Source organism: Hydrophilobacter chitinilyticus (genome assembly GCF_049860745.1).
Classification (GTDB): Bacteria; Pseudomonadota; Gammaproteobacteria; order Burkholderiales; family Burkholderiaceae_C; genus Rhodoferax_B.
The window spans coordinates 2,992,719-3,013,053 of sequence record NZ_CP187561.1; the positions used below are offsets into that span (position 1 = coordinate 2,992,719).

General features: G+C 60.8%; 18 protein-coding genes. 12 read left to right on the plus strand and 6 right to left on the minus strand.

Features of this window, described 5'->3' with window-relative positions; translation table 11 throughout:
• Window positions 1-4 precede the first annotated feature (4 nt).
• Together ACPWMG_RS13230 and ACPWMG_RS13235 are read right to left on the minus strand one after the other, a co-directional pair.
• A complete protein-coding gene (locus ACPWMG_RS13230; protein ID WP_483305099.1) occupies window positions 5-2,992 on the minus strand; it encodes a putative bifunctional diguanylate cyclase/phosphodiesterase in 2,988 nt (995 codons plus the stop codon).
• Window positions 2,993-3,173: 181 nt separating this feature from the next.
• Window positions 3,174-3,950: a hypothetical protein gene (locus tag ACPWMG_RS13235; RefSeq protein ID WP_483305100.1), complete on the minus strand. Its 777-nt coding sequence runs from the start codon at window positions 3,948-3,950 to the stop codon at window positions 3,174-3,176.
• Window positions 3,951-4,720: 770 nt separating this feature from the next.
• On the opposite strand from ACPWMG_RS13235, the gene ACPWMG_RS13240 reads away from it, so the two are divergent.
• The 3 genes from ACPWMG_RS13240 (at window position 4,721) to ACPWMG_RS13250 (ending at window position 9,390) form a co-directional block, all read left to right on the plus strand.
• Window positions 4,721-7,063, plus strand: a complete 2,343-nt coding sequence (locus ACPWMG_RS13240; protein WP_483305101.1) for a Tex family protein — start codon at window positions 4,721-4,723, stop codon at window positions 7,061-7,063.
• 205 nt (window positions 7,064-7,268) lie between these two features.
• On the plus strand, window positions 7,269-8,093 hold the full coding sequence (locus ACPWMG_RS13245) for an HDOD domain-containing protein (protein ID WP_483305102.1): 825 nt from the start codon (window positions 7,269-7,271) through the stop codon (window positions 8,091-8,093).
• 148 nt (window positions 8,094-8,241) lie between these two features.
• Window positions 8,242-9,390: a patatin-like phospholipase domain-containing protein gene (locus tag ACPWMG_RS13250; protein ID WP_483305103.1), complete on the plus strand. Its 1,149-nt coding sequence runs from the start codon at window positions 8,242-8,244 to the stop codon at window positions 9,388-9,390.
• A 28-nt stretch (window positions 9,391-9,418) separates the two neighbouring features.
• Here ACPWMG_RS13250 and ACPWMG_RS13255 read toward each other — a convergent pair whose 3' ends face one another.
• Both ACPWMG_RS13255 and ACPWMG_RS13260 read right to left on the minus strand, forming a co-directional pair.
• Window positions 9,419-10,063, minus strand: coding sequence for a LysE family translocator (locus ACPWMG_RS13255; protein ID WP_483305104.1), 645 nt, complete (start codon window positions 10,061-10,063; stop codon window positions 9,419-9,421).
• Window positions 10,064-10,129: 66 nt separating this feature from the next.
• Window positions 10,130-11,266: an iron-containing alcohol dehydrogenase gene (locus ACPWMG_RS13260; protein WP_483305105.1), complete on the minus strand. Its 1,137-nt coding sequence runs from the start codon at window positions 11,264-11,266 to the stop codon at window positions 10,130-10,132.
• 114 nt (window positions 11,267-11,380) lie between these two features.
• On the opposite strand from ACPWMG_RS13260, the gene ACPWMG_RS13265 reads away from it, so the two are divergent.
• The 3 genes from ACPWMG_RS13265 to ACPWMG_RS13275 are packed head-to-tail and all read left to right on the plus strand — an operon-like array spanning window position 11,381 to window position 13,783.
• On the plus strand, window positions 11,381-12,298 hold the full coding sequence (locus ACPWMG_RS13265) for an alpha/beta hydrolase (RefSeq protein ID WP_483305106.1): 918 nt from the start codon (window positions 11,381-11,383) through the stop codon (window positions 12,296-12,298).
• 10 nt (window positions 12,299-12,308) lie between these two features.
• Window positions 12,309-13,199, plus strand: coding sequence for a YbgC/FadM family acyl-CoA thioesterase (locus ACPWMG_RS13270; protein WP_483305107.1), 891 nt, complete (start codon window positions 12,309-12,311; stop codon window positions 13,197-13,199).
• A gap of 2 nt (window positions 13,200-13,201) precedes the next feature.
• The gene (locus ACPWMG_RS13275; RefSeq protein WP_483305244.1) at window positions 13,202-13,783 is read left to right on the plus strand and encodes a hypothetical protein; all 582 of its coding nucleotides are present in this window, start codon (window positions 13,202-13,204) and stop codon (window positions 13,781-13,783) included.
• Window positions 13,784-13,804: 21 nt separating this feature from the next.
• Here ACPWMG_RS13275 and ygfZ read toward each other — a convergent pair whose 3' ends face one another.
• Window positions 13,805-14,722: a CAF17-like 4Fe-4S cluster assembly/insertion protein YgfZ gene (ygfZ, locus tag ACPWMG_RS13280; RefSeq protein ID WP_483305108.1), complete on the minus strand. Its 918-nt coding sequence runs from the start codon at window positions 14,720-14,722 to the stop codon at window positions 13,805-13,807.
• A 47-nt stretch (window positions 14,723-14,769) separates the two neighbouring features.
• Between ygfZ and mltG the strand changes: the two genes are divergently transcribed.
• The 6 genes from mltG to ACPWMG_RS13310 all read left to right on the plus strand — a co-directional run bounded on the left by mltG (window position 14,770) and on the right by ACPWMG_RS13310 (window position 19,460).
• Entirely contained in the window at window positions 14,770-15,762 is a 993-nt protein-coding gene (gene mltG / locus ACPWMG_RS13285; RefSeq protein WP_483305109.1) for an endolytic transglycosylase MltG, read from the plus strand.
• Window positions 15,763-15,779: 17 nt separating this feature from the next.
• On the plus strand, window positions 15,780-16,457 hold the full coding sequence (gene tmk, locus ACPWMG_RS13290) for a dTMP kinase (protein WP_483305110.1): 678 nt from the start codon (window positions 15,780-15,782) through the stop codon (window positions 16,455-16,457).
• On the plus strand, window positions 16,454-17,494 hold the full coding sequence (locus tag ACPWMG_RS13295; RefSeq protein ID WP_483305111.1) for a DNA polymerase III subunit delta': 1,041 nt from the start codon (window positions 16,454-16,456) through the stop codon (window positions 17,492-17,494). Before tmk ends, ACPWMG_RS13295 begins: the two co-directional genes overlap by 4 nt.
• Before the next feature lie 36 nt (window positions 17,495-17,530).
• Window positions 17,531-17,890, plus strand: a complete 360-nt coding sequence (locus ACPWMG_RS13300; protein WP_483305112.1) for a PilZ domain-containing protein — start codon at window positions 17,531-17,533, stop codon at window positions 17,888-17,890.
• Window positions 17,891-18,006: 116 nt separating this feature from the next.
• A complete protein-coding gene (locus ACPWMG_RS13305) occupies window positions 18,007-18,801 on the plus strand; it encodes a TatD family hydrolase (protein ID WP_483305113.1) in 795 nt (264 codons plus the stop codon).
• Window positions 18,798-19,460, plus strand: coding sequence for an ankyrin repeat domain-containing protein (locus ACPWMG_RS13310; RefSeq protein ID WP_483305114.1), 663 nt, complete (start codon window positions 18,798-18,800; stop codon window positions 19,458-19,460). The genes ACPWMG_RS13305 and ACPWMG_RS13310 overlap by 4 nt, the downstream gene beginning before the upstream one ends.
• 57 nt (window positions 19,461-19,517) lie before the next feature.
• Here the strand turns inward: ACPWMG_RS13310 and ACPWMG_RS13315 are convergent, their stop codons facing one another.
• On the minus strand, window positions 19,518-20,300 hold the full coding sequence (locus ACPWMG_RS13315; protein WP_483305115.1) for a 3-hydroxybutyrate dehydrogenase: 783 nt from the start codon (window positions 20,298-20,300) through the stop codon (window positions 19,518-19,520).
• Window positions 20,301-20,335: the final 35 nt, after the last annotated feature.

Sequence of the window (20,335 nt, forward strand, 5' to 3'; positions counted from 1 at the left end):
TACTCTAATGCATGTTGCGTGGGCGGCTCGCATCAAATAGCGAAACCTGCAGTAATTCATCATCCGCCCTGCCGAGCAATTCCGTCATGCGGCGCAGCGCTTCGTCTTCGATAAAGCTGGCGGACGATTGGGCTTCCAGCATTTGCTCTGGCATGCGTGGACGGGCGACGGCGAAGCCCTGCACGTAGTCCACGCCAATCTCGGCCAGCGTTTGAACCGTAGCGTTGTCTTCTGCCCATTCGGCAATCGTCTTCATGCCCAGGTTGCGCGCCAAGCTGACGATGGCTTCCACGATGGCGATGTTGGCCGGGTGCTTGTTCATGTTGACGATGAAGCTGCCGTCAATCTTCAACAGGTCTGCCGACAACACCTTCAGGTACGAGAACGAGGTGTAGCCCGCGCCAAAGTCATCCAGCGCCACCTTGGCGCCATAGCTGCGGATTTTGTCGATGAAGCGGCGCGTGTTTTCCAGATCGTGCAGTGCCACCGACTCGGTAATTTCCAGGCACAGGCGGCCGGTGATGTGGATGTTTTGCGCCAGCATGGCAAACACATCCTGCATGAAGGTTTCGTCGTTGAGCGAAGCGCCGCTCAGGTTCACACACACGAACCGTGTGGACTGCAACTTACTGGCGTGGGTGTTGAGCCAGGCGAGGGTGGTGGACAGCACCCAGCGGTCGATCACGCCCATGTGGCCGCTGCTTTCACCGGCGGAGATCACACGGTCGGTAGGGATGCGTTGGCCGTTGGCATCGCGCATGCGCAACAGCACTTCGAAGTTCAGTGATTCGTGCGGCGCCGTCAGCGACATGATGGGCTGCATTTCAAGGAACAAGCCCTCGGTGGCCGAATTGGTCGAGAAGCGCTCGACCAGCTCCAACTCCGCCTCGTGTTGGCGGAAGGCTTCGGCGTTTTTCTCGTACACCACCAAACCGTTATGGCCGCTACCGGCCTTGGCCTGGCGGCAGGCGCGGTCTGCGGCAGACACTGCGTCTTTGATCTGCACACCAGCGTCCACGTCGATCAGGCCCACCGACGCACGCACCTGGAACGCTTTGTCTTTGATGTGGTACGGCGTGGCACCGATACGCGCCACCACGCCTTGGCAGATGACCGAGGCCAACGGAATGCGGGTGTCGGGCAAAACGATGATGAATTCATCGCCGCCCACGCGGCCGATTTGCATGCCACCAGACAGCATGTCGGAGATGCGTTTGCACACCTGCTGCAGCACCTCATCGCCAGCGCCATGGCCATACAGATCGTTGATCAACTTGAAGCGGTCCAGATCCAGATAGGCCAGCGCCAGCGGGCGGTTGCTGTTGATCTGCTGCATGGCGTGGGTCAGCACTTTTTCAATGCCGCGCCGGTTCAGCACCTTGGTCAACGCATCGTTGTTGGCCATGAATTGCAAGTCTTCGGTGGCGCGCGATTTTTCCGTCACATCCTGCAAAGAGCCTTCAATTTTGTCGCGCGAAAGTGTCGCCTTGACCAGATAACGCCGCACCGGGCCGTTGTCGGCGCGCGTCAGGCCTTTGAGTTCAAGTTCGCCGTCTGAGCGCTGGTGCACCATGCTCAGCAACTGCATCCACGCGCCTTCGCTGAAGTGGCGCTGCCAGGCGCGGCTGCCAGGGGTCAACACGTCTTCTGCCAACATGCGCCGCAGCGCCGGGTTGGCGCTGACAAAGTTGCCATAGGTGTCGAGCGTGAACAGGCCAATCGGCATGGCCTCATAGGTGTGCGCCAGCTCGGCTTGCACGGCCATTCTTTCCAGGTGCTCCTGGCGCATTTGCTCGGCAATGGCCAACGAGGCCAAGAGGCTGGAGGACAACGCGGCCGTCACGCTGTTGACCGTGCCAATCAAGGCTTGCAAGCCCAGCGCCGCAGATACCACTTCGTATACGCTGGCGAACAAGGTGATGACGATGGAGCCGCCGTACCACATGGCCACGCGTGAGCGCGTCTTCATCAAAATGCGCACCAGCAAGTAAATCAACAAACCGGTGCTGACACCAGTGGCCACCCAGATCACTGGTAAAAACTGGCCGTAGGGAATGACCAACGACGCCATCAATAAGGGCAGGCAAGTCCACTGCGCCGCGCGCATGGCCCCCGTGTTGCCAACGTGCTCCAGGTCGTCGGCAAACAGGGTTTTGAATAGCGTGATGGTGACGGTGTAGTACAGCGCCATGGTCAATGCGCGGCCCGACCATAGAAGTTCTTGCGGCACGAGGTGACCGAGCCAGGCGCCGTCCCACCCGGCAGAAAGTGCTGCCACGCGCAGGTTCAGCAGCAACCAAGTGGCGAACAGCAAATACGTGGCGGTGCGGTTGATCAACGCCGTCACCAACACAAACAGCGCCAGCACCACCAAGCCGCCGGTCAACAAACCTTCGTTGTGGTTGAACTCCTGGGCGGAAATCTGCAGTTCAGAAGCGGGCCACTGCGTGGCAGTTAACCGGGCCGGCCCTACGGCGTGTACACGGCACAAAAGCGATGGCGGCGCATCGGCCATCGCCAGGTTCACCGCAAAGCCAGACTTGACGGAGCTGATGGCGCCTAGAGAAGAGTCTTGCCGGCCCCGTCCCAGAGGCTCGAGCGTTGCGGCGTTCCAGCAAGCCACATCCACCGCGTGGCGAGACGGCAGCTCAATGACCGAGGGTTCGCTATCTGTAGGTTTCTTCGGCTCGATCAGCAGCCAAAAGCCAGACTCTGAGCGTTTGGTGTCGATAAAGGTTTGCCGGGGCAGGGCTTCGAGGTCGCGTGCGGCTTGCGCGGCGCTGAGGGGCTCGCCCGTCTCATGTAGCGCGCGAAACGCCAGCGAAAAGTTGCCTTCGGTGGAGGTGCGGGGCTCCCATGCCGTCAGCGCCACAAGTGACAGGAGGCCGATGGCGATAGGCAATGCATAAGCCGACAGCGCAAAAAGCAGCCGCTCCATGGCCGCGCTACGCGCAGCCCACCACTTGGCGCGTACGCCAATGTGCTTAGACATTGTTACTATATTCACCCATATGTGAAATATAGTATCTCAAAGATACAAATTCAGTAAGGTAGATGACCAGATTACTTTAGGATATTTTTGTAAAGTCGATTGGTTTTTAAATCGGTATTCTTCCGATTCATCTCTCTCTGCTTACTGCTCTTGGCTCTGGTATTTGGCCTGTATCGGCTTTTTACATCACATGCGCAGCCGGCGGGCTAGAGAAGCGGCCAGGCTGGCTATGAAAGCGATTGACAGGGCGAACACCCGACAAATCGATGTCAACGTGGTGTGTTCTGAAGATAAATTCGCGCAACGGGTGGTTGGCTTCTTCCCAGCGCGCTTCTGCGGTGCCGACTTCAAAAGACATGATGCGATGTGGCATGTTGCCAACATGTGGCAGTGGGATATAGCCCATTCCGGGGTAAACGTCGCTAAACAGCAGGCTGTCGTACATGCGGTCTACCGGTGCACGACCCGACACCACCATCCATTCCACACCAATCTTTTGGCAATATAGAAAGAACGCTTTAAACAGCACGGTTTTCACCAGACGCCCCACACGGTCGTTGGTTATGCCCAGGCGCGTGGCTTCAGCCAATGTGCGACCTTGCAGCCAATCGGGCAGGGTTAGCGACTTTTCCAGGCACAAAGGGGCGTATTCATTGGTTTGAATGCGCATGGTGCCGAGAGGAGACCCGTCCAGCTTCGACTCGGCCAGCAAAACGGCAAAACCATCTTCAAAATCAACTGATTCAGGGGCACGCAATGTATCTGCGAACGTCGGAACGTGGCGCGCATACGCCGAGTGGCGAATGTGCACTGCTTTGGCTAAGTCTTGGCTATCACGCACCAAACGCACGGTAAATGGCAGGTGCTCCTCCAACATGTGCGAGGAGGCATGCGAAACATATCCAAAGTGGGGTTGGCCCACGGTGATCGAAGGAGATGCAGACGAAGCATTAAACATTGATCAATCCCAGCAGTTGAAGGTAGTGGTTGTCTGCCCAAATCAATTTTCATGATGCGGCAAAAGGTGTAACGGACTGTATTTAGTTACGAAAAATCACTAAAGTCAGAATGCTGCTGAAAATGGCGTCAGAATTTCCCTTACATCGTGTAAGGCAAGCGGATGTATGTGAATGGCTTGAATTGCTTTTGTAGGCAGCTATCAATTTTGAATTAATCGCTAAACCAGCACCATGAAAGTGCATCGTGTTTGGCTCTTATGTGGTGCATCGCTGGAAATTGGTTTTCACTGAAAAATATTCATTTGTGAAAACAATTAATGACTGACTCGTGCCAGTCGCGGCCTCTGATGCAGCGCTCATGAGAGTTGTTCGATCAAATTTTGACTTCTAGTTGGAGCAACGGAGATCAAAGCGATTTTTGTAATTTTTTTGGCTTCTGCAGACTTGAAAATTCCTGTGGATATATCGAATGATATGAATTCGAGATATTTCATTTAATTGGTTTTAGAAATTTTCACTCAGTTTTCAATTATCTTTTATTTGTTTTTATTTTTTATCATTTGGAATTTTTTGAATTTAAATTTCTGGCTAGCGCAATGATTTAAATCATAAATACTGATTCAAAACCAAGTTGGTGCACGGCGACCCGATTTGTAACAATCGTTCGCTGCCGCTGAACTGTCAGCTTGCGCAGCACAAGAGCCGGATGCGGCTGCCGACACGCTTAAACTCGCGGGCTTCGATTGAATCCTTAGCGTTCGCCGTCCTCATGCAAAAAATCATTCGCCAGCTTGCCGCCGAGATCAAGGTGCGGGAAGAGCAAATCAAGTCCGCTGTCGAGTTGCTCGATGGTGGTGCCACCGTCCCCTTCATCGCCCGTTACCGCAAAGAAGTCACGGGTGGGTTGGACGACATCCAACTGCGTGAGTTGGAAGCGCGCCTGAGCTACCTGCGCGAGATGGAAGAGCGCCGCGAAGCCATCCTGCAAAACATTGAAGAGCAGGGAAAGCTCACCGACAGCCTGCGTGCCGCGCTGATGGCCGCCGGCACTAAACAAGAATTGGAAGACTTGTACCTGCCGTACAAGACCAAGCGTCGTACCAAGGGGCAAATCGCACGTGAAGCGGGCATTGAGCCGCTGGCCGATCGCCTGTTTGAAAACCCAAGCCTGGTGCCCGCTGATGAGGCGCAAGCCTTCGTCAAAGCCGAAAAGGGGGAGGGCGGCGAAGACTTCACCAGCGTGCCAGCCGTGCTGGATGGCGTGCGCGACATCCTGAGCGAGCGCTGGGCAGAAGATGCGGGCTTGATCCAGAACCTGCGTCAGTGGCTCTGGAGCGAAGGTCTGCTGCGTAGCCGCCGTGTCGAAGCCAAAGACGAAAACAACCCCGACGTCGCCAAGTTCCGCGACTACTTTGACTACGAAGAGCCGATTGGCAACGTGCCCTCGCACCGCGCATTGGCCGTGTTCCGTGGTCGTGGCCTGGAAATTTTGGACGCCAAGTTGGCCATGCCGGTGGACCCGGAGCCGGGCAAGCCGTCGATGGCCGAAGGCCGCATCGCCATCCACGTGGGCTGGAGCCATGCGAATCGCCCAGCCGACGACCTGCTGCGCAAATGCGTGGCCTGGACCTGGCGCGTGAAGCTCAGCCTCTCCACCGAGCGCGACCTGTTCGCCCGCTTACGCGAAGATGCCGAGAAAGTCGCCATCAAAGTGTTTGCCGACAACCTGCGCGACCTGCTGTTGGCCGCGCCTGCCGGTGCCCGCGTGGTGCTGGGGCTCGACCCTGGCATCCGTACCGGCGTGAAGGTCACCGTGGTGGATACGACCGGCAAGCTGGTTGACACCGCCACCGTGTTCCCGCATGAACCGCGCCGCGACTGGGATGGCTCGCTCCACACGCTGGCCCGCTTGTGCGAAAAGCATGGCGTGAACCTGATCGCCATCGGCAACGGCACGGCCAGCCGCGAAACTGACAAACTGGCCGGTGACCTGATCAAGCTGTTGGCCAAGGCGCAGCCCGATCATTTGGTTGAAAAAGTAGTGGTGAGTGAGGCCGGTGCTTCGGTCTACTCGGCCAGCGAATTCGCCTCGCAAGAGATGCCCGATGTGGACGTGAGCCTGCGCGGTGCCGCCAGCATTGCGCGCCGCCTGCAAGACCCGTTGGCCGAACTGGTGAAGATCGACCCCAAGAGCATTGGTGTGGGCCAGTACCAGCACGACGTGAACCAGAGCGAACTGGCTCGCACGCTCGAAGCGGTAGTCGAAGATTGCGTGAACTCGGTAGGCGTCGACCTGAATACGGCCAGCGTGCCTTTGCTGAGCCGCGTGTCCGGCTTGTCGGCCAGCGTGGCCAAGGCCGTGGTGCGTTGGCGCGAAGCCAATGGCGCATTCAAGAACCGCCAGCAGTTGATGGCCGTGACCGGCCTGGGTGCCAAAACCTTTGAGCAATGCGCTGGCTTCTTGCGCATTCGCGGCGGCGACAACCCGCTCGATGTCACCGGCGTGCACCCCGAAACCTACCCCGTGGTCGAGCAAATCATCAGCACCACCGGCAAACCCGTGGCTGAGTTGATGGGCCGTGCCGAAGTGCTGAAGACGCTGCGCCCCGAGCTCTATGCCAATGAGCGTTTCGGCGTGATCACCGTCAAGGACATTTTGGGCGAGCTGGAAAAACCCGGCCGCGATCCGCGCCCGGATTTCAAGGTGGCGCGCTTCAACGACGGCGTGGAAGACATCAAAGACCTGCGCGAGGGCATGGTGCTCGAAGGCACGGTGAGCAACGTGGCGCAGTTTGGCGCGTTCATTGACCTCGGTGTGCACCAGGATGGCCTGGTCCACGTGAGCCAACTAGCGCACAAGTTTGTCAACGACGCGCGTGAGGTGGTCAAGACCGGCGATATCGTCAAAGTCAAAGTGATGGAAGTCGACGTAGCGCGCAAGCGCATCGGTTTGTCGATGAAGCTTGACGCGGCGCCCGCTCGCCGCGATGGCCCGCGTGACAACCGTTTTGAAGGTGCAGGCCGTGGTCAGTCCATGCCCAGGCGCGGCAACGAACCTGCAGCGCAATCGGCCATGGCGTCGGCTTTCGCCAAGTTGCAGAACCGCAACTAGGGCAGGGTAAGCGAAGGCGAGACGGCACGGTCTTGCCTGTTGCAGCGGCATTGGGGCGATAGCCGCCTCATGGCCAGCCGGTGAATCAACGGTAAAGCCTGTCGTATCGATGTCGCACGCACGTCGAAACGCGCTGCGCCGTGCGACAGATTGGTTACATCCGTAACATAATCGGCTCATCCCCCATCCTCTGGAGCCCGCACCCATGGAGTTGAACGTCCTGCTGTCGTCTGAAGCCGCGCTGCCCAGCATGCCCAAGGTGGTGGCGTTGCTGCTGAGCGAGCTGGGCCGTCCCGACCCTGATTTGCGCAAGCTCAGCCAGTTGATCAGCACCGACGTTGCACTCACCGCCCGGCTTCTCACGCTGGCCAATTCGTCAATGTTCCAGCTAGAGCGCAAGGTGAGCAACATTCCCGAGGCCTTGGCGGTGCTGGGCGTCGAGCATCTGCGCCAGGTGGCGTCGGCTGCGGCTCTGTGTGGCAGCTTTCGCGCTGTTCCTGGCATTGATCTCACCCACTTCTGGCGTTACAGCGTTAACGTGGCCAAGATTTCGCGCTCGTTGGCCGGCATGGTCAAGCAAAGCCCGGCTACCGCCTTTACGGCAGGCTTGATCCATGGCGTGGGCGAGTTGGTGATGCACCTGGGCATGGCCGATACGGTTGTGCCGTTGAACCAAACCACGGCCCCGCTGGACCTGCGTCGCGCCAAGATTGAGCACCGCACCTTTGGCTACTGCTATGCCGAAGTGGGCGCGGGCCTTGCGCGTAAGTGGCAGTTCCCGGATTTGGTAGTGGATGCTCTGGCACACCAGATCGAACCTTTTGACAACGACGTTTACGAACCCCTGGCCGGTGTGCTGCACCTCGCCACCTGGCGTGCCCGTGCCAAGGAGGCGCAGTTTGATGACCGCGCGCTGGCCGTGAGCTTTCCTGATGTGGTGGGGCTGACTCTGGGCTTGGACATCGACATGGTGTTGCAGCAAGACCCCATCGATTGGAGCGCGCGCAGCGACATGGCCGCTTTTGCATAGTTCAGATTGCACATAGTTGCTCGGGTTGCGAGCAGGCGCCGCGCAAGGGTGTAACGGTTGCGGCTTGGTTGCTTAAAAGTGTCATCCTGATGACATTGGGCAAGCTAGACTGAATTTCTGTTTCGCTTCCGTTTGTAATTTCTGTCCCATGCAAGCCCTGCGCCTCTATGCCGGTCCCAAAGCTCTTGAACATCTGCGCCGTCATGGCCTGCAGTCCAGCCATGTCGGTGTTGTGCCTGCCGCAGCGGGTGGCCCCAAGGGCCTGATCCTGGGGCGGCTCGACCAGTTTCTCTTTGGGCATTGGCTCGCGCAAAGCAACCAACCGGTGGATTTGGTGGGCGCTTCCATTGGCGCCTGGCGCATGGCCACGGCGTGCATTGAAGCACCCGTGCCTGCCTTTGGCCGCCTGGAGCGTGGCTACATTCAACAGCACTACGAGCCACCTGCAGGCCGCAAACGCCCCAGCGCAGACCAAGTCAGTGACGAGTTCGGTGCCACGTTGCAAGTCTTCTTTGAGGGCTTGCAAAACGAGATCTTGAGCCACCCGCGCTTTCGCCTGCACATCATCACAGCGCGCGGCCGCCACGTGTTGAACCGCGAGCAGCACATGCGCACGCATGTCGGCTACGCCGGTGCCTTCATCGCCAATAGCCTGAAGCGCCGCGCATTGGGGGTCTGGATGGAGCGCGTGGTGTTTTCCAGCCCCGAAGCGGGTTTGCCGTTTGGCACACGTGACTTCCCCACGCGGCAGGTGGCGCTGCAGAACGACAATTTCTTGTCGGCGTTGCAGGCCAGTTGCTCGATTCCGTTTGTACTGCGCGCGGTGCACGACATTCCCGGCGCACCGCGCGGTGCTTATTGGGATGGTGGTATCACAGACTATCACTTGCACCTGGACTACCAACTGACACCGAATGCCGTCGATCCCGGCGCATCGCCCATCCAGTTCATGGGGGCCAATGGCCCCAACGACATGCATGACCCGGTACGAAAGCTGGTGCTCTACCCGCATTTTCAGCAAGCCATCGTGCCCGGCTGGCTCGACAAGGCGCTGCGCTGGCGGCACAAGCCTTCACCGTTTCTGGACAACATGTTGGTGCTGGCCCCGGCGCCCGAGTGGGTGGCTACGTTGCCCAATTGCAAGCTACCCGATCGTCATGACTTCGTGCATTACGCAAATGACCTGCAGGGGCGCATCAAGGTGTGGGGCAACGCGGTGGCCGCAAGCCAGCAACTGGCAGATGAGTTTGCCGAATGGTTGGCGCGGCCAGACCTGTCGCTGGTGCGGCCGCTCTAAGCGGTATCAATAGCGAGGTCTCAGGTCTTTAGGCCGTCCGGTTTTGCAGGCGCAGCAAGCCCAGGCCGAGCACCACAAACGCACCACCCGAAACCCGGCTAAACAAACGCGCCCGCCGCGCATCGGCCAACACGCGCTTCAAGCCACGCGCCACCTGCACATAAAAGGCGTGGGCCAGCACCGTGCAGACGACAAACGTGGTGGTCAGCACCAAGAACTGCTGCAGCGCCGGGGCGCCGGGCGTCAAGAACTGTGGAAAGAGGGCGGTAAAAAACAGAATGCTCTTGGGATTGGTGACGGCCACTGTCAGCCCGTTGAAGAACAGCTTGGTGGCGCTTTGCATTGGAACAGCTTCACCCGTTGAAGTCGACGCCGTGCCCAAGGCATTCGCGCCGTTGCGCCATTGTTTGATGCCAAGGTAAACCAAGTAGGCGGCACCCGCCACCTTCAGCACCATAAACGCCACTGCCGAGGTGCTGAGCAAGACCCCGAGACCCGCCATGGCCACGGCCGACACCAGAAATACGCCCAGCGCATTGCCCACCGAGCCGAGCATGGCGCGCGACGCGCCCACAGACACCGAGTTGGATACAGCCAGCAACACGGCCGGACCCGGCGTGAACGCCATGAACAACGAGACCCCTGCAAATACCAGCCAGTTCGACCACGTCATGTCTTGCCCCTAAAAGAAGCCACCATAACAAAGGCGGAGAACCTCAGCGAACGCCTGTGGCAATCTTCACATCGACTCTTCCAACATGGCACGGTATTCGTCACCAGTCGCGATGCGTGGGTTGGTTTTATGGCAATGGTCGGCCAGTGCGCCGGTGATGATGCGATCAAACGTGCCGTGCTCCACGCCCATGGCCGCCAAACCGGTGGGCAGACCCAGGCGCGCATTCAGGTCGGTAATGGCTTCTGGAATATCGCTGGCCGAACTGAGCCCCATGGCTTGCGCCATGCGCTCCAGGCGCTTCTCTTTTTGAACCGATTCAGCGCCGGCGTTGAAGCGCACCACCGCTGGTAAAAACATAGCGTTCAGCGTGCCGTGGTGCAGGCGCGGATCCACGCCGCCCAAGCTGTGGCTCAGCGAATGCACACAGCCCAGGCCCTTCTGGAACGCCATGGCGCCTTGCATCGACGCGCTCATGAGGTTGAAACGCGCCTCGCGGTCTGATCCATCACGCGTGGCGCGCTCAATGAAATGCCAGCCGCGCTGCAAGCCATCCAACCCAATGCCGTCGGCCGGTGGGTTGAAGGTCGGAGCCATGAAAGTTTCCATGCAGTGCGCGATCGCGTCCATGCCGGTGGCGGCGGTCAGCTTGGGCGGCAGGCCCAGCGTCAACTCGGGGTCGCAGATGGCGGTTTTGGGCACCAGGTGCCACGAGTGAAAACCGAGCTTGCGGTGGTCGTCGACGATGATGATGGCGCCGCGCGCCACCTCGCTGCCGGTGCCGCTGGTGGTAGGCACGGCAATCAGCGGCGCCGCGCGCTCGGTGATCAAGGCCGAGCCGCCTTCAATGGTGGCGTAGCGCGTCAGCGGCCCTTCGTGCGTGGCGGCAATGGCCACGCCCTTGGCGCAGTCGATGGCCGAGCCACCGCCGACCGCAATCAGCCCGTCGCAGTGGTTGTCGCGGTACACCTGCGCGGCGGCGCGCACGGCGGCCTCGGTGGGGTTGGACGGGGTTTGGTCAAACACGGTGACGGGCAAGTCGGGCAGTGCGTCGAGTGCGCGCTGCAAAATGCCCGCGGCCTTGACGCCGGCGTCCGTCACGATGAGCGGGCGGCTGATGCCGCTGCGCGCGCATTCTTGCTGCAGCAGCTTGATCGCGCCAAAGTCAAACTGGATCTGGGTCACGTAGTAGATCAGGGCCATCGTCTTTGTCTCATCGTTGTAGGATTCACAGACTCACTAGCCTGCTACTTTACCCATCATCGCCTGTTCATGCACCCCAGTTCCAGTCCTCCGCTGCCCTCGTTAACCCCTGTCATGCGCAGCATCATTGACCGCATGGCGCGCGCCCAGCACACCCCCATGCACGCCCAAACGCCGCAAGAGGCGCGGGCGGCTTATGCCTTGGGCGCGGCAGTGCTGGAGATTCCCAAGCCCGCGCTGGAGCGTGTCGAAGACTTCACCATTCCCGCGCGCGACGGCGCCGTGCTGCCCGCGCGTTTGTACGCCCCCAGCACCGGCACGCCGCTGCCGCTGCTGCTGTACTTCCACGGCGGCGGTTTCACCATCGGCAGCGTGGCCACACACGACATCTTGTGCCGCGAACTCAGCCGCCAGGCCGGGTGCATGGTGGTGTCGCTCGACTACCGGCTCGCCCCTGAGCACCGTTTTCCCACAGCCGCCAACGACGCCTGGGACGCACTCGCGTGGCTGGCCGCCAATGCCGCGCAGATCGGCGCCATCCCCGGCCAACTGGCCGTGGGCGGCGACAGCGCAGGCGGCACCCTGGCGGCGGCCAGCGCGGTGCAGGCCATGCAGCAGGGCATTCCGCTCGCCCTGCAATTGCTGATCTACCCCGGCTGCACCGCGTGGCAAGACACACCCTCGCACCAGCAGTTTGCCAAAGGCTACGTGTTGGAGGCCGCGCACATCGACTTCTTCTTCAGCCAATACGTGTTGAACCCCGAAGACCGCAACGACCCACGTTTCGCCCCGCTGAACGCGCCCGAAGTGGACGGCGTGGCGCCCGCGTGGATTGGCCTGGCCGAGTGCGACCCGTTGGTCGACGAAGGTGTTCTGTATGCCGACAAGTTACGCCTGGCCGGTGTGCCCGTGGACCTGGAAATCTACCGTGGCGTGACCCACGAATTCATCAAAATGGGCCGCGCCTTGCCCGAAGCCCGCAAAGCCCATGCCGATGCCGCCGCCGCCTTGCGCGCAGCGTTCAACCTCTAAAGCTAAACCCATGTCGACCACCGAAACCTCCGCGCCCGTCAGCCCCACACCCGCTCGCTTCTCACACCGCCTGCGTGTGCGCTGGTCTGAGGTGGACATGCAAAAGATTGTCTTCAACGCCCACTACCTTGCGTATTTCGACGTCGCCATCGCCGAATACTGGCGCGCGTTGGCCATGCCCTACGAAGCCACCATGCACCACCTGCAAGGCGACATCTACCTGAAGAAAGCCACGGTGGAATACCACGCCTCGGCGCGGATCGACGACATCATCGACGTCACGCTACGCTGCGTGCACATCGGCCGTTCGTCGCTGCGCTTTGAAGGTCAGGTGCTGCGCGATGGCCGCCAGCTCACCAGCGGCGAACTGCTCTACGTCTATGCCGACCCGCGCACGCAAACCTCGCAGGCCGTGCCCGATGCGCTACGCGACCTGATCAACGGCTACGAGGCGGGCGAAGCCGTCTACAACATCGCTTTAGGCGACTGGGCAAGCTTAGGCCAGGACGCCAGCGCCGTGCGCGAGCAAGTGTTTGTGCAAGAGCAGGGCATCCCCAAGGAAATGGAGTGGGACGAAGCCGACGCCCAGCCCGAAGTCATCCACGCCCTAGCCCGCAACAGATTCGGCCAAGCGCTGGCCACCGGCCGCCTGCTGCAATACGCGCCCGGCGTGGGGCGCATCGGCCGCATGGCCGTGCTACAGCCGCTGCGGGGTACTGGTTTGGGGGAGGAAATTCTGGAAGCCTTAGTGCAGGCCAGCGCCAAACGCGGCGACCTGGAAGTCTTGCTGCACGCCCAACTCAGCGCCGAAGGCTTCTACCGCCAGGCCGGGTTCACGCCGCGTGGTGAGATGTTTACCGAGGCGGGCATTGGGCACCAGGAGATGTTCCGGGTGCTGTGACGATGCAATTCTTCAAGCTCCCGTCGTTCAGGCGCCTCGCACTGTTGCTTTTGGTGGGCGTGCCCGTCCTGAGTTGGGCTGTCGTGAAACCGCTACGTGTCATTGCGCCCACGCTTGCGGGTGTGAGTTGTCCCAACGCACAGGTTTGCATTGATGACCTGTCTCGGTTGGAAGAAGCTACGGCCTTGCGCGATGCCGCCTTCAACTTCGTCTCTGAGCGGTTGGGGCCTTTGCCGCCAGATGCGCGTGTGGTCTTCTGCGCCACCCAAACCTGTGCCGAAGCATTTGGCTTGGGCCGCCGGTCTGCGGTGACGGTGGGCGGGCAAGGTACCGTCATTGGCCCACGTGCCTGGAAGCCATATTACGTGCGGCATGAACTGATCCACCAGCGGCAAAATGCAGCGCTCGGCACCGCCAGCACCTTTTTGAAACCCCAGTGGTTTGTCGAAGGCATGGCCTACGATCTGAGCGAAGACCCACGGTTGGTGCTAGACGAACCCTGGCAGACCGATCGCGTGCAGTTCAGGGCATGGTACGCAAAAATTGGCGCACCCAATGTTTGGACTGCTGCTGGTCAACTTTAAAAATAGCCAACTGAGTTCAGCTCAAATGTCGGCAAGCAATTCGTAAGGCAACGGCAACAGCGTCAACTTCGGCCCAGCCGCCGACCCCGCCGTCAACGCGCCGTTCTGCGCGGCAATCTGCATCGACACAATCGCGTCGAAACCGCCCTCGGGGTTGGGCGCCGCTTGCGCAACCACACCGCACGGTTGCTCGGCATCGGCAGCTTCAAACACTTCTTGCCCGGCCTGCAATGGCTCGGTTGAGCGAACGATGCTGGCCCGGCGCTTCAACGTGCCGCGGAACTGGCTGCGGGCCACGACTTCCTGGCCGGGGTAGCAGCCTTTTTTGAAGTTCACACCGCCCACTGATTCATAGTTCAGCATCTGCGGCACCAGCGCTTCAAACAGCGGCAGGGTGACCGTGGCAATGCCGCTGCGCACTTCGCTCCAGGCCCATTGGTCGGCACTCAACACCGGGGCGCCCGGTGCAACGGACTCGGCGGCGGTGCCGGCGGGGGCGAGCAGCAGCGCGCGCGGCTGGCCGTCAGCGGGGTACAGCGCTACGGCGGGGGTATGCGCGGTTTCAAACAACGACCAAGGGGCTGCGTTGGCATCGGCAACGGCGGAGCCCACCAAACCAAAGAGCTGGAAGTCGGCACTGGCGTCGGTCAGCTTGGCTTTGGCGCGCATCACAAACATCGACAGACGCTTGAGCGTTTGTGCCAGCAGGTCTTGGCTGCAGACCAGCAGCACTTCGTCCGCGCCGCGTTTGAAGCCGATGAAACTCGCCTGCATGCGGCCTTTGGGCGAGCAAAAGGCGGCCAACCGCGCATGGCCGGGGTCCAGCAGCGCGAAGTCGTTGGTGAGTTGACCTTGGAGGAATTTGACGGCGTCTTCACCCGCTACGCGGATGACGCCCAAGTGCGTTAAAGAAGCGATGCCATGGAGTGGATGTGTCATGGCGTGAATTATCATGCCCCTCCTTAGTTCACAAGGTAAGTAGGGTTGTGCGTCGTCTATTGATCGTGGTGGTTTATGTGGCCCTCTTGCTGGGCTTGGGTGGTGGCTTGGGCTGGTGGTGGGTGCAGCGGCCCTTGCCGGTGGGCGACGCCACGCGCGACTTCACGGTAGCGCCGGGCTTGTCGTCGCGCAGCGTGGCGCAGGCGGTGGTCGACTCGGGCGTGCCGGTGTCAGCCGACGCCTTGTATTGGTGGTTTCGCCTGTCTGGCCAGTCTCGGCTGATCAAGGCTGGCAGCTACGAGATCACGCCCGGCACCTCGCCCGAAGCCTTGCTCGACAAGCTGGTGCGCGGCGAACAAGCCTTGCGCAGCGTGACGCTGGTCGAGGGCTGGAACTTCCGCCAAGTGCGTGAAGCGCTCGCAAAAGCAGAGCGCCTTGCGCCCGACAGCGCAGCACTTGAGCCCGATCTGATCATGAACAAGCTGGGCCGCCCCGGTGTAGCCGCAGAAGGCCGCTTCTTCCCCGACACCTACCGCTATCCCAAAAACAGCAGCGACCTGGCCGTGCTGAAGCAAGCCATGCAAGCCATGGACAAAATGCTCGCCGCCGCCTGGGCCCAGCGCCAGCCTGACCTGGCCTTGAAGACGCCCGAAGAGGCGCTGACCATGGCCAGCATCATCGAGAAAGAAACCGGGCAGGGTGCAGACCGGCCGCTGATCTCCGGCGTGTTCAACAACCGCCTGCGTATCGGCATGCCGCTGCAGACCGACCCGACGGTGATCTACGGCCTGGGTGCGTCGTTTGACGGCAACCTGCGCCGCTCCGACCTGCGGGCCGACACCCCCTTCAACACCTACACCCGCCGTGGCCTGCCACCCACGCCCATCGCCATGCCGGGCGCGGCCTCGCTCTTGGCGGCCGTGCAACCCGCGCGCACCGACGCCTTGTACTTCGTGGCCAAGGGCGATGGCAGTAGCCATTTCAGCCCATCGCTGGAAGAGCACAATCGAGCGGTCAACCAGTACCAGCGCAACCGTTAAGCCTTAGGACATCGACAGTGCAAAACAACGGCATCTTCATCAGTTTCGAAGGCATCGACGGTGCGGGTAAATCCACCCACATCGAGGCCCTGGCCGAAGCCTTCCGCGCCCAAGGGCGCACCGTCACGCTGACGCGTGAGCCCGGCGGCACGCCGCTGGCCGAACAGTTGCGCACGCTGGTGCTCAACGAGCCCATGGATCCGCTGACCGAAGCCCTGCTGATCTTCGCCGGCCGGCGCGACCATCTGCAGCAAGTGATCGAGCCTGCCCTGGCGCGTGGCGAGGTGGTGATCAGCGACCGCTTCACCGATGCCACCTTTGCCTACCAAGGCGGCGGCCGCGGGTTTGATGTGGCGGTACTATCAACACTAGAGCGCTTTGTGCAATCTACATCAGCGGTAGATGCCAATTTCATTCGACAACCCGATTTAACCTTGTGGTTCGACCTGCCCGCTGAGACCGCCGCCGAACGCCTGGCCGGTGCCCGCGTGCCAGACCGTTTTGAATCCCAACCCGTGGTGTTTTTCCAGCGCGTGGCTGGGGCCTATGCCGACCGCCATGCGCAAGACCCGGCGCGCGTGACACGCATCGACGCCGCCACTTCGCGCCACGCTGTGTGGCAACAAATCACCAGCACTCTGGTGCGCAAGGGCTGGCTGGCCATCATGGTCGCCGCACAGGCGGGGCCGAAATGAGCGAAGCCGAAGCCCAAGTTGAAGCTGTCCCGTTAGCCCCATGGCTGGTGCGGCAACGCACCACCTTACTGGCCCAGCGCGGCCACGCCTGGTTGCTTTACGGCCCTTCCGGGCTGGGACAATACCGCCTCGCGATGGAGCTGGCGCGCGCCTGGCTGTGCGACAACGCAGACACCCAGCAAGGGCAGGGCGCTTGTGGCACATGCGGCAGTTGCCACGCCATCGATGTGCGCGCGCATGCCGACCTGTGCGTGCTGATGCCCGAGACCGCGATGATGGAACTCGGCTGGCCACTGCCTGAAAAGGCGCAGGCCGAAATCGACGACAAAAAACGCAAGCCCAGCAAAGAGATCCGCGTGGATGCCATGCGCGACGCGGTGGAGTTTTCACAACGCACCAGCGCTCGTGGGCGTGGCAAAGCCGTGTTGGTCTACCCGGCCGAGCGCATGAACCAGGTCACGGCCAACGCCTTGCTGAAAACGCTGGAAGAGCCGCCTGGCGACGTGAAGTTTGTGTTGGCCACGGGCGCCGCGCACCAACTGCTGCCCACCATCCGCAGCCGTTGCATGGGCCACAACATGGAATGGCCGGCCGGCACCGAGGCCACGGCCTGGCTGCAAGCGCAAGACGTGGCCCCGGCAGACGCCCAGGTGTTGCTGGCTGCCGCAGGCCAGCGGCCAGACGATGCGTTGCAAATGGCGCAAGCCGGGTTGAACGCCAAAAACTGGTCGCAATTGCCTCGTGCGGTGGCGGCTGGCGACGTCAGCCCGTTTGCCAACTGGGCCATGGGCCAGGTGGTCGATGCGCTGCAGAAGATTTGCCACGATGTGTTGGTACAGCGCACCGGCGCTGCGCCACGTTTCTTCACGGCGGCAGACTTGCAAAAGATCGGCGCAGGCGCATCAGTAGCGACGCTCACGCAGTGGTCGAAAGAGCTGGCGACCACGGCGCGCACGGTGGAACATCCGTTCAACCAGGGGCTGATGCTGGAAGCGCTTGTGAGCCGAGCCCAAATCGCCCTAAACTCAAGCCACTGAATTTAATGTTGTCGGCCTTTTAGAGCAGCACACGCCATGAGCACCACCCCGTCCACGCCGCGCCCCAGCGTCATCCAGTTGGCCATCAAGGAAAAAGCGGCGCTGTATGCGGCCTACATCCCACTGTTTGCCGAAGGCGGCATCTTTGTGCCCACGGCGCGCGAGTACCAATTGGGCGACGACGTGTACGTGTTGCTGTCACTGCCTGAAGGCCCACAGCGTTACCCCATCGCCGGCCGTGTGGCCTGGGTGACGCCAGCGCGCGCCTCTGGCAGCCGCACGCAAGGGGTGGGCATTCAGTTTCCCAAGGACGACAAGGCGCGGCAGTTGAAGATCAAGATCGAAGAGTTGCTGGGCGCGCACCTGGGTTCTGAGCGCGCAACACAAACCATCTAAACGATTTAACCCTGGCGGGTTCACAGGAGCGCTCGGCTCCTAAAATGGCCACATCGCGTCCTGGCATTTTAGCCCAGGCGCCGACCTGATTTGCCGCACATGCTGCGGCCGTTGCCATGTTCACAGACTCCCACTGCCACCTTTCGTACCCCGACCTCGCGGGCCAACTGCCTGCCATCCGCACCGCCATGGCCGAGGCCCGTGTCGACCGCGCCTTGTGCATCTGCACCACCCTGGAAGAATTTGAAGACGTACACGCCCTGGCCGTGGGCTACGACAACTTCTGGGCCACCGTGGGTGTGCACCCCGACAACGATGATGTGCGCGAGCCCTCGCTTGAAGACCTCGTCACCCTGGCCGCACGCCCGCGCATCGTAGGCATCGGCGAAACCGGCTTGGATTACTACCGCCTGGGCGACCGCACCGTGGCCGACATGGAGTGGCAGCGCGAGCGTTTTCGCGTGCACATCCGCGCCGCGCAGCAAACGCAAAAGCCGCTGGTCATCCACACGCGCAGTGCGTCGGACGACACTATCGCTATTTTGAAAGAGCTGGGCGAAGACGGCTCAGCCACTGCGGCGGGTGGCGTGTTCCACTGCTTTACCGAAACGGCCGAGGTGGCGCGCGCCGCGCTCGACCTGGGCTTCTACATTTCGTTCTCGGGCATCTTGACCTTCAAGACCGCGCAAGACATTCGCGACGTGGCCGCCTTTGTGCCGATGGATCGGATCTTGATCGAAACCGACAGCCCGTATTTGGCGCCCGTGCCGTACCGTGGCAAAACCAACAACCCGTCTTACGTGCCTTACGTCGCGAAGCAACTGTCGGCCCTGAAAAACTGTACGGTAGAGGAGGTGGCCGAGGCCACCAGTCGCAATTTTGACCGTCTTTTTAAAGGAGTTTTGGCATGAGAAACTACTTTAAGTATTTAGCCTACCTAATTGTTTTTATTGGATTTTCAACCGCCAATGCTGGCTCGTTTGAAGATTACTTCACAGCCGTCGCCAAAGACGATCCCAGAACCGTGCAAAACCTGCTGCGCCGTGGTTTTGACCCCAACACGGTCAACGAAAAAGGCTTGACCGGCGTGTTTTTGGCGGTGCGCTTGCCGTCGCCCAAGGTGCTGGATGTGCTGCTGGCCGCGCCCAAAATCAAAGTCGAAACGCGCAACGAGAAAGACGAAAGCCCGCTGATGCTGGCCGCTTTGGCAGGCGACGTGGCCACCTGCCAAAAGCTCATTGCCAAAGATGCCGATGTGAACAAAACCGGCTGGGCTCCACTGCATTACGCCGCCACCAATGGCCACGTGGCGGTGATGCAATTGCTGCTGGATGAAAACGCCTACATCGACGCCGAGTCACCCAACAAAACCACGCCGCTGATGATGGCCGCGTCTTACGGCACCACAGAGTCGGTGAAGTTCTTGCTGGAGGCGGGAGCCGACCCAACGCTGAAGAACGAGCTCAACCTTTCGGCGCTGGACTTTGCGAAAAAAGCCAGCCGCCCCGATGCGATTGAACTCATCGGCACGGCCATTCGCAAACGCGGCGTGAAGCAAGGGACTTGGTAGTCCCTCGTCGGCACGTTATACAAGCGCCGTCCACGCGTCGCCCCCGCTGCGATTGGTTTACTGCATGAACCAGCCGTGGCTCACCACCAATGATTGGCCGGTAAGCGCATTGGTTTCAAAGCCGGCGAACAGCAGGGCGGTCTCGGCCACGTCTTGAATGGTGGTGAATTCGCCGTCCACGGTTTCCTTCAGCATCACCTTTTTGATCACGTCGTCTTCGCTGATACCCAGGGCTTTGGCTTGTTCGGGAATCTGCTTCTCGACCAGTGGCGTGCGCACAAAGCCTGGGCAGATCACGTTCGCGCGGATCTTATGTTTGCCGCCTTCCTTGGCCACGGTTTTGCACAGGCCAATCAGCCCGTGTTTGGCGGTGACGTAAGCCGACTTCAGCACCGAGGCTTCCTTCGAGTGCACCGAGCCCATGTAGATGATGCTGCCGCCGTTGCCCGACGCTTGCATGTGCGGGTAGCAGGCCTTGGTGGTGAGGAATGCACCGTCCAGGTGAATGGCGAGCATCTTCTTCCAGTCGGCAAACGGGAATTCTTCGATCGGGTGCACGATCTGCACACCGGCGTTGCTGACCAACACGTCGACGCCGCCGTACGCGGCCACCACTTCGGCCACAGCCGCGTTCACTTGCTCTTCGCTGGTCACGTCCATCGCCACAGCCATGGCCACGCCCTTGGCTGCGACGATCTCATCGGCCACCGCTTGTGCCGCTGCCTTGTTCAGGTCGGCGATGACGACCTTGCCGCCTTCACGCGCGTACACGATGGCGATTTCCTTGCCGATGCCGCTGGCGGCGCCGGTGACGATACACACTTTGTCTTTTAACTTCATGGTGTTAGCTCCTTAGGGTGGAAAACGAGGATAGG